Origin of the sequence: Pseudomonas sp. P179 (genome assembly GCF_000478485.2) — a bacterium.
In the GTDB taxonomy this organism is placed as follows: domain Bacteria; phylum Pseudomonadota; class Gammaproteobacteria; order Pseudomonadales; family Pseudomonadaceae; genus Pseudomonas; species Pseudomonas aeruginosa.
The window spans coordinates 4,187,994-4,200,317 of sequence record NZ_KI517354.1 but is presented as its reverse complement, the minus strand read 5'-3'; the positions used below and the strand labels follow the sequence as shown (position 1 = coordinate 4,200,317).

Below are 12,324 nucleotides of genomic sequence, written 5' to 3'. Positions count from 1 at the left end.
CCTTCGCACACGGAAGTGCCCCCATACCCAGCGCCTGGCCATGCCGGGCGCTTTCCATGCCACAGGTGAAAGCCGTCCTCCGGATCAGGGATAATGATCCCGGCAAACGGAGCGCCCATGATCCACCTGTGTCCCTCTTCCCATCTCGCCGAAGGCAACAGCCGCGGCTTCCTCGTCGATGAGCGGCGGCTGTTCGCGGTGCGTCGCGACGGCCGCGCCTACATCTACCTGAACCGCTGCCCGCATCGCGGCATCCCGTTGGAGTGGCAGCCCGATGCCTTCCTCGACGACAGCGCCAGCCTGATCCGTTGCGCCAGCCACGGCGCGCTGTTCCTCATCGAGTCCGGCGAGTGCGTCGCCGGCCCCTGCGCTGGCGAGCGCTTGCGCGCCCTGCCCTGCCGGGAAGACGCCGAAGGCCTCTGGGTGGAGCTGGACGACTGACCCAACGGGGGATGGGCGGCAAGCCGCGAGGCAACGGCTAGGCTTGCGGCACAAAGATAAAAAAGAGGAAGGAACGCGCCATGCGCCGATTCAGCCTGCGCTTCGTCCTGCTGCTCCTGTTCGGCCTGCTGCTCTATGCCTGCCGCAATGAACCGGGCCCCGTACGGCTCGCCCCTGGCGTAACAGCGGCGGATTACCGGACTTTCTTCATCCAGGCGGTACGCGCCGAGGGGCACCGCATCGACTTCGAGGAGCGTTTCGATACGGCCGTGCGCCGCGCCCTGGAGGCCAAGGGCTATCGCTACCACGCGGAACACGGCGACCTGCGGGTGATCTACGCCCTCGGCCTGCAACGCCAGCCGGGCCTGGAAATGCGCCCGGTGATCACCCAGGATGGCGTCTTCACCCAGACCCAACTGACCGAAGACACCGAGGCCAGGCTGGCGCTGCGCATCCTTGATGAAAGCAACGGCAGGGTCCTTCTGGAAAGCGTGCTGAGCCGCCAACTGCACGATCCGGCGCTGACCCAGGAAGCGTTCGACCGCGGCGTCGCGCAGTTGCTGAAGGACTTCCCGAGTCGCAGTCAACCTTGAATGTCACAGGCCGTCGAAGTCGTCCTCGCGACGCTCGGCGCTCTCGCCGGGTGCCGACAGCCGGGGCGGCCGCCGTTGCAGCCACCACAGGGCGGCGATCCCCAGGGCAGCCATTGCGCCGCGGAACAGCAGGCCGAACAGGTTGCCGTCGGCCTCCATCCCGCCCTCGATCCAGGCAATCAATAGCCGCGACAGGGTCAGGATCGATTGCAGCAGCACTACCAGGATCAACGCCGGCTGCACCAGCGAAGCCCGGCGCAGGGCGAACAGCAGGAACAACGCCAGGGCGAACTGATGGCCGCCATAGAACACCCGCGCATCGCTGACCGCCGAAGGCTCCATCAGCAGCATGCCACTGAGATTGGCCATCTCGTAGGGACGCACCCAGTACAGCACTCCCAGCGCGCCCCATACCAGCGCCTGAACCAGCAAAACCAAACGGGCGAAGAGCATCCCCTTTCTCCTCGGGCCTGTTGCCCCAGCGGTCAGTTCGACACCGGCGGCGAACGCCCCGGCAACCCTAAGGACAGCAGACCCAAACCGCGCCGACGAGTTCGCTGCGACAATCCGTCCCTGCCCAACGGCAACCCGGCGCGGCGGGCAGCGCATCGCTTCGTCACAAGTGGATACAGCTCACCGGCTGGGTGGCGGCGGGTGCCAGCGGTATGCTCCCGGCATTCGCTCGCAGCAAGGAGAATCCCATGCGCCGCTTCGCACCCCTGGCCGTCCTGGCCGCCACCCTGCTCCACGGTTCCCTGGTCCAGGCCGCCGAACCGCTGGCCATCGACGTCCACCGCGACGCCAACTGCGGCTGCTGCAAGGACTGGATCAAGCACCTCGAAGCCAACGGTTTCAAGGTCACCGACCATGTGGAAGCAGACATGAGCGCAGTCAAGAGCCGTCTCGGCGTGCCCTACAGCATGGGCTCCTGTCATACCGGAGTGATCGACGGCAAGTTCGTCGAAGGCCACGTGCCGGCAGCCGACATCCTCAAGCTGCGCGAACGCGCCGACCTGGTCGGCGCCGCCGTACCGGGCATGCCGGTCGGCTCGCCGGGCATGGAAATGGGCGACCGCCAGGACGCCTACCAGGTCGTCGGCCTGACCAGGAGCGGCCAGGCCTCGGTACTGGCGGAGTACCCGGGACGCTAACGAAAACGCCGTTTTCCCCAGGGAAAACGGCGTTTTTCCTTGTAGCAGGACGTGAGGATCACTCCGCCAGGCTATCGACCTTCCTCTGCGGCGACAGCAGCCCGTCGGCGCGGAACATCGCCTTGATCCCGCGCACCGCCTGGCGCAGGCGGTCGCGGTTCTCGATCAGGGCGAAACGCACATGATCGTCGCCGTAGTCGCCGAAGCCGATCCCCGGCGACACCGAGACCTTGGCGTCCTGCAACAGCTTCTTGGCGAACTCCAGCGAGCCCAGATGCGCGTAGGGCTCGGGGATCTTCGCCCAGACGTACATCGAGGCCTTCGGGTTCTCCACCATCCAGCCGGCCTCGCGCAGCCCCTTCACCAGGACGTCGCGGCGCTGCTGGTACTGCCGGGCGATATCGCGGACGCACTGCTGGTCGCCTTCCAGAGCGGCAATGGCCGCCACCTGCAGGGGCGTGAAGGTGCCGTAGTCGTGGTAGCTCTTGATCCGCGCCAGGGCCGAGACCAGCTCGGGATTGCCGACCATGAAGCCGATCCGCCAGCCGGCCATGTTGTAGCTCTTCGACAGGGTGAAGAACTCCACGGCGATATCCTTGGCACCCGGTACCTGCATGATCGACGGCGCTTTCCAGCCGTCGTAGACGATGTCTGCATAGGCCAGGTCGTGCACGACCATCACGTCGTACTGCTTGGCCAGCGCCACCACGCGCTCGAAGAAGTCCAGCTCGACGCACTGCGCGGTAGGGTTGGAGGGGAAACCGAGAATCATCATGCGCGGCTTGGGAATCGATTCGCGGATCGCCCGTTCCAGCTCGTTGAAGAAATCGATGCCCGGCACCAGCGGCACCGAGCGCACCTGGGCGCCGGCGATCACCGCACCGTAGATGTGGATCGGATAGCTCGGGTTGGGCACGAGGATGGTGTCGCCATGGTCGAGGGTCGCCAGCATCAGGTGCGCCAGGCCTTCCTTGGAGCCGATGGTGACGATGGCTTCGCTTTCCGGGTCGATCTGCACGTCGTAGCGGTCACGGTACCAGTGCGAGATGGCCCGGCGCAGGCGCGGGATGCCACGCGAGGTGGAGTAGCCATGGGTGTCTTCGCGCTGGGCGACGGTGCAGAGCTTCTCGACGATATGCGGCGGGGTCGGCCCGTCGGGATTGCCCATGCTCAGGTCGATGATGTCCTCGCCACGGCGACGAGCGGCCATCTTCAGTTCGGCGGTGATATTGAAAACGTAGGGGGGAAGGCGGTCGATGCGCGCGAAACGGCGCGCAGGGCGTGATTCAGCCATGCTGTCCTCGGAGTAACGTAAGCGCCCGGAACCGTCCGAGCGACGCCGACCGCTGCGGCGGCCTGGAAAGCGCCAGCCAGGCGCTTTCTTGTCGGCGAACATAAAGGCCGATAGGCTGCTTGTCGAGTCCCCCCTCGCGTTTTTCATTCCATTTCACAGGAAAAGGCCCATGTCCCGACGCTACTGGCAACTCGATGTGTTCGCCGAGCGTCCGCTCACCGGCAACGGCCTGGCCGTATTCGACGACGCCAGCGCCCTCGATGACGCCGCCATGCAGGCCTGGACCCGCGAACTGCGCCAGTTCGAGTCGATCTTCCTGCTGCCGGGCGACGACCCACGGGCCTTCCGCGCACGGATCTTCACCCTGGAGGAAGAACTGCCGTTCGCCGGCCACCCGCTGCTCGGCGCCGCCGCCCTGCTCCATCACCTGCGCGGCGGCGACAACGAACAGCACTGGACGCTGCACCTGGCCAGCAAGTCGGTGGCCCTGCGCAGCGTGCGGGCGGGCAGCGGTTTCTACGCCGAGATGGACCAGGGCCGCGCCGAATTCGGCGCCACCCCGGACGCCGGGACCTGCCGCTGGTTCGCCGAAGCCTTCTCGCTATCGGCCAACGACCTGTCCGGGCATCCGCCGCGGGTGGTGAGCACCGGCCTGCCCTACCTGCTCCTGCCGGTGACCGCCGAGGCACTGGGTCGAGCCCGTCAGGTCAACGATTTGCAAGAAGCCCTGGATAAACTCGGCGCGGCGTTTGTCTATCTGCTCGACGTCGACGGGCGCGAGGGCCGCACCTGGGACAACCTGGGGCTGGTGGAAGACGTGGCTACCGGCAGCGCTGCCGGTCCGGTCGCCGCCTACCTGGTGGAATACGGGCTTGCCGCGCGCGGCGAACCCTTCGTCCTGCACCAGGGACGCTTCCTCGACCGGCCGAGCCGACTCGACGTCCAGGTCGCGACAGACGGTAGCGTAAGGGTCGGCGGCCACGTCCAACTGCTCGCCCGCGCCGAGCTGCTGACCTCGGCCTGACGGTCGGGGTGGCGCTGGCGGCGGACGACGACAACACTGAAGAAGCGAAACGTACAGGAGAACCGCCATGCTCTGGCGCAAAGGACGACGCAGTGACAACGTGATTGATGCCCGGGGCGAAGGAGGCGCAGGCGGCGGTGGCGGCATGCGCATCGGCGGCAAGGGCCTCAGCCTGGGTGGGGTGGCCATCGTGGTGGTGGTCGGCCTGCTGATGGGCCAGGACCCGATGCAGATCCTCGGGTCGCTGCTCGGCCAGATGGACAGCCCGGCGCCGGCCACCCAGCAGCAGGCCGGCGGTCGGGCCCCGGCGGCCAATGACGAGCAGAGCGAGTTCGTCCGCTCGATCCTCGGCGACACCGAGGACACCTGGGAACAGATCTTCGCCAGCGGCCAGGCACAATACCAACAGCCCAAGCTGGTACTGTTCAGCAATGGGGTGAATTCCGCCTGCGGCTTCGCCTCGTCGGCCACCGGGCCGTTCTACTGTCCGGCCGACCGCCGGGTCTACCTCGACCTGGAGTTCTTCCGCGAGATGGAACAGCGCTTCTCCGCCGCCGGCGACTTCGCCCAGGCCTATGTGATCGCCCACGAGGTCGGCCACCACGTGCAGAACCTGATGGGCATCTCGGCCAAGATCAACGCAGCCCGCCAGCGCGGCGCGCGCATGGAGGGCGCCAACGGCCTGTCGGTACGCCAGGAACTGCAGGCGGACTGCTTCGCCGGGGTCTGGGCCAACCGTGCACAGCAGCGGCTGAACTGGCTGGAGCCGGGCGACATCGAAGAAGCCCTGAACGCCGCCAACGCCATCGGCGACGATCGCCTGCAACGCCAGGGCCGCGGCATGGTGGTGCCGGATTCCTTCACCCATGGCTCCTCGGCGCAACGCATGCGCTGGTTCAAGACCGGCTTCGAGAGCGGCTCGCCGGCCAGTTGCGATACCTTCAAGGCCCAGACGCTCTGAGCCTCGCCGCCAGCCGGGCGCTTAGCGCCCCGGCTGGCTTCCCAGCGCATTCAACTGATCGGCCAGTTCCCTGGCCTCGTAGACCGAAGCCAACCCGTCGAGATAGACCTTGCCGTTGCGGATCGGCTCGCGCACCCGCGGCGCCAGGCGCAGGCGCCCGTCCACCAGTACCGCGAGAGTGCGCCCCCGGGCCTCGCCGGTCAGCGCGGCCAGGCGGCGGGCGGCCGGTTCGGTGAAGGTGACTTCGACGCCGGGTCGACCGTTCTGGTCGTACAGGACCTCGGCGCGGAGTACGTCAGCCTGGGTCAGGCTGGGCTTCAGCGCCACCAGCATGGCCTTGCCCTGCGGGTCGGCCAGGGTGCGGAACGCCGCGGAAGGCGTGCTGGCGGTGGCATAGACCCCGAAGCTGTGCTGCGGGATCGGCAGCGGATCGCTGGCGCAGGCGGCCAGCAGCAGCGTCAGGCCCAGCGGAAGGAGTGCGAGTTTCGAGCGTTTCATGATGAGGTACTGCAGAAAACCTGGGCGGAGCGTCCGTCCGGACGCCAACGCCTATGTTAACGCCGCCCGCGCCGGGCGGGCGAGCAGGCCCTTCCGCGAGGCGACGATCGACTAGACTGGCGGAAATTCACCCCTCTCCCGCGAACTGGTATGATGCGCGCCTTTTCGAGCCGTATGAACCCCACGCAGGCCGCCGCGAGGCCCCTGGCGTGCGTGGGTCGTTTCATGCGGCTCGCGCATTTTCGGGACTCAGCCGTCTGCCGGGATCGTTCGCGATACCGCGCCGACGAGACAGCGATGCAACGCCCGCCACGCGGAAATTCGGTTTTCCCTGGTCGGCGGCCGGCTCCACGGCCGGCCACTTCTGCTGGCGCCATGGGGATCGTTGCAGAGCACATTCAGGGGAATCCAACATGCTGGAAAAGCTGTTTCAACTAAAGGCGCACAACACCACGGTGCGCACCGAGATCCTGGCGGGGATCACCACCTTCCTGACCATGGCCTACATCCTCTTCGTCAACCCGAGCATCCTCGGCGAGACCGGCATGGACAAGGGCGCGGTGTTCGTCGCCACCTGCCTGGCAGCGGCCATCGGCTCGACCATCATGGGCCTGATCGCCAACTACCCGATCGCCCTGGCCCCCGGCATGGGCCTCAACGCCTTCTTCACCTACACCGTGGTGCTGCACATGGGCCACAGCTGGCAGGTCGCGCTGGGCGCAGTGTTCATTTCCGCCACCATGTTCTTCCTGCTGTCGATCTTTCGCATCCGCGAATGGATCATCAACAGCATCCCCCTGCCGCTGCGCTCGGCGATCGCCGCCGGCATCGGCCTGTTCCTCGCACTGATTGCCCTGCAGAACGCGGGCATCGTGGTGGACAACCCGGCAACCCTGATCGGCATGGGCGACCTGACCAAGCCGGCACCGATCCTCGCCACCCTCGGCTTCATCCTGATCGTCGCCCTGGAGGCGCGTAGCGTCACCGGCGCGGTGCTGATCGGTATCCTGGTGGTCACCGCCATCGCCATCCTGCTCGGCGTGACCCAGTTCGGCGGCGTGGTCTCGATGCCGCCGTCGCTGGCGCCGACCTTCCTCCAACTGGACATCAAGGGCGCGCTGGACATCGGCCTGGTCAGCGTGATCTTCGCCTTCCTCTTCGTCGACCTGTTCGACAACTCCGGCACCCTGATCGGCGTCGCCAAGCGCGCCGGACTGATGGGCAAGGACGGCCACATGCCGAAGATGGGCCGCGCGCTGATCGCCGACAGTACCGCCGCCATGGGCGGCTCGCTGCTGGGCACCTCGACCACCACCAGCTACATCGAGTCCGCCGCGGGCGTCAGCGCCGGCGGCCGCACCGGCCTGACCGCCATCGTCGTCGCAATCCTGTTCCTCCTCGCGCTGTTCTTCGCCCCGCTGGCCGGCAGCGTACCGGCCTTCGCCACCGCCCCGGCGCTGCTCTTCGTCGCCGTACTGATGGCCTCGGGCCTGGCAGAGATCGACTGGGAAGACATCACCGTCGCCGCGCCGGTGGTCGTCACCGCGCTGGCCATGCCGTTCACCTATTCGATCGCTACCGGCATCGCCTTCGGCTTCATTTCCTGGACCGCGATCAAGGTGCTGTCCGGGCGCTGGCGCGAACTGAACCCGGCGCTGGTGATCCTCTCCGTGCTGTTCGTGATCAAGCTGGGCTTCTTCAACGCATGAGCCGTCCACAGTTCGACCCCAGCGCCTACGCCGCGCAACTGGAAGACAAGAAGTCCCGCCTCGCCGGATTGCTGGCCCCGTTCGCGGCACCCGCGCCGGAGGTCTTCGAGTCGCCGCGCGAGCATTACCGGCTGCGCGCCGAATTCCGCCTGTGGCGGGAAACCGGCAACGAGAAGCGTCACTACGCGATGTTCGAGCAGGGCGACAAGCACACGCCGATCCTGATCGAGGATTTCCCCATCGCCAGCCGCCGCATCAACGAACTGATGCCGCGCCTGAAGGCGGCCTGGGCCGACCCGGCGCTGGGCTTCAAGCTGTTCCAGGTGGAGTTTCTCACCACCCTGGCCGGCGACGCGCTGATCACCCTCTGCTACCACCGGCCGATCGACGACGCCTGGCGACAGGCAGCGGAAAAGCTCGCGGCGGAACTGGGCGTGAACCTGGTGGGGCGTTCGCGCGGCAAGCGCATCGTCGTCGGACGCGACTATGTGGAGGAGGAACTGTCGGTCGCCGGCCGGCGCTTCCGCTACCGCCAGCCCGAGGGGGCTTTCACCCAGCCCAACGGCGAGGTCAACCAGAAGATGCTCGGCTGGGCCTACGAGGCGCTCGGCCAGCGCGACGACGACCTGCTCGAACTGTACTGCGGCAACGGCAACTTCACCCTGCCCCTGGCCACCCGGGTACGCAAGGTGCTGGCCACCGAGATCAGCAAGTCCTCGGTCAATGCGGCGCTGGCCAACCTGGCCGACAACGCGGTGGACAACGTCAACCTGGTGCGCCTGTCGGCCGAAGAGCTGACCCAGGCGCTGAACGAGGTTCGCCCGTTCCGCCGCCTGGCCGACATCGACCTGAAGAGCTACGCCTTCGGCAGTGTCTTCGTCGATCCGCCACGAGCCGGCATGGATCCGGACACCTGCGAGCTGGCCCGACGCTTCGAGCGCATCCTGTACATTTCGTGCAACCCGGAAACCCTGGCGCAGAACATCGCCCAACTGCACGACACGCACCGGATCAGCCGCTGCGCGCTGTTCGACCAGTTCCCCTACACCCACCACATGGAAAGCGGCGTCCTGCTCGAACGCCGCTGAGAGTGGCCGCGCCCCACGGCGCGGCCGTGCCTCAGAGTCGCACCGGGAGGCGCCGCGCCAGGTGCAATCCTTCCGTCGTCACCTCGGCGCCATAGGCCAGCACCTCGACGCCCGCTTGCGCCGCCTCGCGCAACGCCTTGCCATAGGCTGGATCGATCTCGTCGGCGGGGCGCACCGCCTCGACCCCGGAAAGGTTCACGCAGTACAGCTGCACCGCGCGGATCCCCTCCCGCGCCAGCGCCGCCAGTTCGCGCAGGTGCTTGGCGCCGCGCAGCGTCACCGCGTCGGGAAAGGCCGCCACGGCGGTTTCGTCGAAGCCCAGGGTGACGCTCTTCACCTCGATGAACAGTGCGCCCGTGGGGTATTCCAGGCGAAAGTCGGCGCGACTGTTCTCCACGCCGTAGGCCACTTCCCGGCGCAGAGCGGTGAAACCGGCAAGCTCCGCGATGTCCCCGGCCAGCAGCGCCTCCTCTACCAGGCGGTTGGCCCGCGCCGTGTTGACGCAGGCCAGGCGGCCCTGCGGGGTCTCGCTCAGCTCCCAGGTCCCCGGCAGCTTGCGCTTGGGGTCGTTGGAGCGGCTGAACCAGACCCGGCAACCTTCGCTCATGCAATTGAGCATCGAACCGGTATTCGGACAGTGGATGGTCAGGCGCTCGCCGCCGGCGCTCTCGATATCGGCGAGGAAACGCTTGTAGCGACGCAGCAGGCGGCCTTCTTCCAGTGGCTGCTCGAAACGCATCAGGGCCGCCAGTTCTTCAGGCCGCGGGCGATCCGCTCCACCGCTTCCTGCAGGCGCGGCAGGTTCTGGGTATAGGCGAAACGCACGTGGTGGCCGGCCTGGTGGCGGCCGAAATCCAGCCCCGGAGTGAAGGCCACGTGCTCGGTCTCGATGAAGTGCTTGCAGAAGGCGTAGGCATCGCCGCCGAACGCGCTGATATCGGCGTAGAGATAGAAGGCGCCTTCCGGCTCCACGGCGATTCCGAAACCCAGCTCGCGCAGGGCCGGCAGGAGGAAGTCGCGACGGCGGGCGAACTCTTCGCGACGCTCTTCGAGAATGGCGATGGTGGTCGGCTCGAAACAGGCCAGCGCGGCCTGCTGGGCCATGCTCGGCGCGCTGATGTAGAGGTTCTGCGCCAGCTTCTCCAGTTCAGGCACCGCCGCTGTCGGCGCCACCAGCCAGCCCAGGCGCCAGCCGGTCATGCCGAAATACTTGGAAAAACTATTCAGGACGAAAGCGTCGTCGTCGACTTCCAGCACCGACGCGGCGTCCACTCCATAGGTCAGCCCGTGATAGATCTCGTCCACCACCAGGTGCCCGCCGCGGGCCTTCAAGGCGCCCGACAGGCCGGCCAGTTCGTCGCGATCGAGCAGGGTCCCGGTCGGATTCGCCGGCGTCGCCACCAGAGCGCCTACACTGTCTGAATCCCAGTGCCGCTCGATGAGATCCGGTGTCAGTTGGTAACGGCTGTCCGGCCCCACCGGCACCAGTTGCGCGGCGCCTTCCACCAGGCGCAGGAAATGCCTGTTGCACGGGTAGCCCGGGTCGGCGAGCAACCAGTGGCGGCCGGGGTCGACCAGCAAGCTGCTGGCCAGCAGCAGGGCTCCGGAACCGCCCGGAGTGACCAGCACGCGCTGTGGGTCGAGGTCGACCCCGTAGCGTTCGCCGTAGAATTTCGCGATCGCCTCGCGCAGCGCCGGCAGGCCGCGGGCGGCGGTGTAGCGGGTATGCCCGGCGGCCAGGGCGGCGCGCCCGGCCTCGACGATCGGCTCGGCCGTGGTGAAGTCCGGCTCGCCGATCTCCAGGTGGATCACATCGTGGCCGGCGGCCTGCAACTCGTTGGCCCGCGCCAGCAGGGCCATGACATGGAAAGGCTCGATGGCCCGACTGCGCGCGCTATAGGAGGTAGCCATGGATATTCCGAACTTTGCGAGGAAAAACCGATTCTAACCAAGCCATTACGCGGGCGACACCAGCCTCGACAACCGGGAGTAGCGCCAAGGTTATCGTTCTGGTAAGTTCGCCCGCTTGCGACCGCGGGGCCGGAGAGCCGGCGAGGGAACCCTGCCGCGGACAGGATTAGCGAAAGTGAGAGGCGGCCATTCATGTCCACCAAAGCAAAACAACAGAGCAGCCAGCAGATGACCCGCGGCTTCGAACCCTATCAGGAAACCAAGGGCGAGGAGTACATGAGCGAGCGCATGCGCGCGCACTTCACCGCGATCCTGAACAAATGGAAACAGGAGCTGATGGAAGAAGTCGACCGTACCGTGCATCACATGCAGGACGAAGCGGCCAACTTCCCCGATCCGGCCGACCGCGCCAGCCAGGAAGAAGAATTCAGCCTGGAACTGCGCGCCCGCGACCGCGAGCGCAAGCTGATCAAGAAGATCGACGAGACCCTGCAACTGATCGAAGACGAAGAGTACGGCTGGTGCGACTCCTGCGGCGTCGAGATCGGCATCCGTCGCCTGGAGGCGCGCCCCACCGCGACCCTCTGCATCGACTGCAAGACCCTCGCGGAAATCCGCGAGAAGCAACTCGGCTCCTGAGCCGGACCGACGGGGCGCCAAGGCGCCCCGTTTCGTTTCCGCCGTTCCCCGCCGCACCGCTCGCGCCATGACCTCTTCCTATGTAGGCCGCTTCGCCCCGACGCCCAGCGGCTACCTGCACTTCGGTTCCCTGGTGGCGGCCGTCGCCTCCTACCTGGACGCACGTGCCGTCGGCGGCCGCTGGCTGGTGCGCATGGAGGACCTCGACCCGCCCCGCGAAGTCCCGGGCGCCCAGCAGGCGATCCTGGAAACCCTGGAGCGCTACGGCTTCGAATGGGACGGCGCGGTGGAGCGGCAGAGCGAACGCTTCCCGGACTACGCCGCAGTGGTCGAGCAACTGCTGCGCAGCGGCCTGGCCTACGCCTGCACTTGCTCGCGCAAGCAGCTTGAGGGATTCGCCGGGATCTACCCGGGCTTCTGCCGCGACGCCGGGCACGCCCGCGAGGATGCGGCGATCCGCCTGCGCGTGCCGGAGCTGGAATATCGCTTCGTCGACCGCGTGCAGGGCGAAGTCCACCAGCATCTCGGCCGCGAGGTCGGCGATTTCGTCATCCAGCGCCGCGATGGCTTCTACGCCTACCAACTGGCGGTGGTGCTGGACGACGCCTGGCAGGGCATCACCGACATCGTCCGCGGCGCCGACCTGCTCGACTCGACCCCGCGCCAGCTTTACCTCCAGGAATTGCTGGGGTTGAGCCAGCCGCGCTACCTGCACGTGCCGCTGATCGTCCAGCCGGACGGGCACAAGCTCGGCAAGTCCTACCGCTCCCCGCCACTGCCCGCCGAGCAGGCCGCCGCGCCGCTGACCCGCGCCCTGCGCGCGCTCGGCCAGCGGCCGCCGGCCGAACTGGCCCAGGCCAGCGCCAGCGAGGCGCTGGCCTGGGGCGTCGCGCACTGGGACGCCACGCGCATCCCGCGCTGCGCTACCCTTCCCGAGGAACGCCTGTAGCCCGCCCGGCGGCTTGCCGGCACCCACCCGCAGCCTGTAGCCTGCCGGCCCAAGCATGAGGGAAGC

At 67.3% G+C, this 12,324-nt stretch carries 14 protein-coding genes; 9 read left to right on the top strand and 5 right to left on the bottom strand.

The features are described from left to right. Positions 1-93 precede the first annotated feature (93 nt). Complete coding sequence (locus tag HMPREF1224_RS31790; RefSeq protein ID WP_003121065.1) at positions 94-441, top strand: Rieske (2Fe-2S) protein; 348 nt, start codon at positions 94-96, stop codon at positions 439-441. 80 nt (positions 442-521) lie between these two features. Continuing rightward, positions 522-1,034, top strand: a complete 513-nt coding sequence (locus HMPREF1224_RS31785; protein ID WP_003100166.1) for a DUF4136 domain-containing protein — start codon at positions 522-524, stop codon at positions 1,032-1,034. A gap of 3 nt (positions 1,035-1,037) precedes the next feature. Here the strand turns inward: HMPREF1224_RS31785 and HMPREF1224_RS31780 are convergent, their stop codons facing one another. Then, positions 1,038-1,487 carry a DUF4345 family protein gene (locus HMPREF1224_RS31780; protein WP_003095105.1) on the bottom strand — a complete coding sequence of 150 codons (450 nt, stop codon included), beginning with the start codon at positions 1,485-1,487 and terminating at the stop codon, positions 1,038-1,040. A 248-nt stretch (positions 1,488-1,735) separates the two neighbouring features. On the opposite strand from HMPREF1224_RS31780, the gene HMPREF1224_RS31775 reads away from it, so the two are divergent. Then, positions 1,736-2,185: a DUF411 domain-containing protein gene (locus HMPREF1224_RS31775; RefSeq protein ID WP_003095106.1), complete on the top strand. Its 450-nt coding sequence runs from the start codon at positions 1,736-1,738 to the stop codon at positions 2,183-2,185. A gap of 58 nt (positions 2,186-2,243) precedes the next feature. Here HMPREF1224_RS31775 and alaC read toward each other — a convergent pair whose 3' ends face one another. After that, complete coding sequence (gene alaC / locus HMPREF1224_RS31770) at positions 2,244-3,479, bottom strand: alanine transaminase (RefSeq protein ID WP_003100170.1); 1,236 nt, start codon at positions 3,477-3,479, stop codon at positions 2,244-2,246. A gap of 169 nt (positions 3,480-3,648) precedes the next feature. On the opposite strand from alaC, the gene HMPREF1224_RS31765 reads away from it, so the two are divergent. Together HMPREF1224_RS31765 and HMPREF1224_RS31760 are read left to right on the top strand one after the other, a co-directional pair. Further along, positions 3,649-4,503: a PhzF family phenazine biosynthesis protein gene (locus tag HMPREF1224_RS31765; protein WP_003116070.1), complete on the top strand. Its 855-nt coding sequence runs from the start codon at positions 3,649-3,651 to the stop codon at positions 4,501-4,503. A gap of 67 nt (positions 4,504-4,570) precedes the next feature. Beyond that, complete coding sequence (locus tag HMPREF1224_RS31760) at positions 4,571-5,464, top strand: KPN_02809 family neutral zinc metallopeptidase (RefSeq protein WP_003095112.1); 894 nt, start codon at positions 4,571-4,573, stop codon at positions 5,462-5,464. 21 nt (positions 5,465-5,485) lie between these two features. Here HMPREF1224_RS31760 and HMPREF1224_RS31755 read toward each other — a convergent pair whose 3' ends face one another. Beyond that, the gene (locus HMPREF1224_RS31755) at positions 5,486-5,962 is read right to left on the bottom strand and encodes a SecDF P1 head subdomain-containing protein (protein WP_010793743.1); all 477 of its coding nucleotides are present in this window, start codon (positions 5,960-5,962) and stop codon (positions 5,486-5,488) included. Positions 5,963-6,375: 413 nt separating this feature from the next. Between HMPREF1224_RS31755 and HMPREF1224_RS31750 the strand changes: the two genes are divergently transcribed. Beyond that, entirely contained in the window at positions 6,376-7,671 is a 1,296-nt protein-coding gene (locus tag HMPREF1224_RS31750; RefSeq protein WP_003095114.1) for an NCS2 family permease, read from the top strand. Further along, positions 7,668-8,759, top strand: coding sequence for a tRNA (uridine(54)-C5)-methyltransferase TrmA (gene trmA / locus HMPREF1224_RS31745; RefSeq protein ID WP_010793742.1), 1,092 nt, complete (start codon positions 7,668-7,670; stop codon positions 8,757-8,759). The genes HMPREF1224_RS31750 and trmA overlap by 4 nt, the downstream gene beginning before the upstream one ends. A gap of 31 nt (positions 8,760-8,790) precedes the next feature. Here trmA and sfsA read toward each other — a convergent pair whose 3' ends face one another. Together sfsA and HMPREF1224_RS31735 are read right to left on the bottom strand one after the other, a co-directional pair. Next, a complete protein-coding gene (sfsA, locus tag HMPREF1224_RS31740; RefSeq protein WP_003100180.1) occupies positions 8,791-9,498 on the bottom strand; it encodes a DNA/RNA nuclease SfsA in 708 nt (235 codons plus the stop codon). Next, positions 9,498-10,670 carry a pyridoxal phosphate-dependent aminotransferase gene (locus HMPREF1224_RS31735; protein WP_003113459.1) on the bottom strand — a complete coding sequence of 391 codons (1,173 nt, stop codon included), beginning with the start codon at positions 10,668-10,670 and terminating at the stop codon, positions 9,498-9,500. Before HMPREF1224_RS31735 ends, sfsA begins: the two co-directional genes overlap by 1 nt. A gap of 192 nt (positions 10,671-10,862) precedes the next feature. Here HMPREF1224_RS31735 and dksA point away from each other — a divergent pair, with 192 nt between their 5' ends. Both dksA and gluQRS read left to right on the top strand, forming a co-directional pair. Then, entirely contained in the window at positions 10,863-11,309 is a 447-nt protein-coding gene (gene dksA / locus HMPREF1224_RS31730) for an RNA polymerase-binding protein DksA (protein ID WP_003095122.1), read from the top strand. Between the two features lie 67 nt (positions 11,310-11,376). Then, positions 11,377-12,258 carry a tRNA glutamyl-Q(34) synthetase GluQRS gene (gene gluQRS / locus HMPREF1224_RS31725; RefSeq protein WP_003116072.1) on the top strand — a complete coding sequence of 294 codons (882 nt, stop codon included), beginning with the start codon at positions 11,377-11,379 and terminating at the stop codon, positions 12,256-12,258. Positions 12,259-12,324 lie beyond the last annotated feature (66 nt).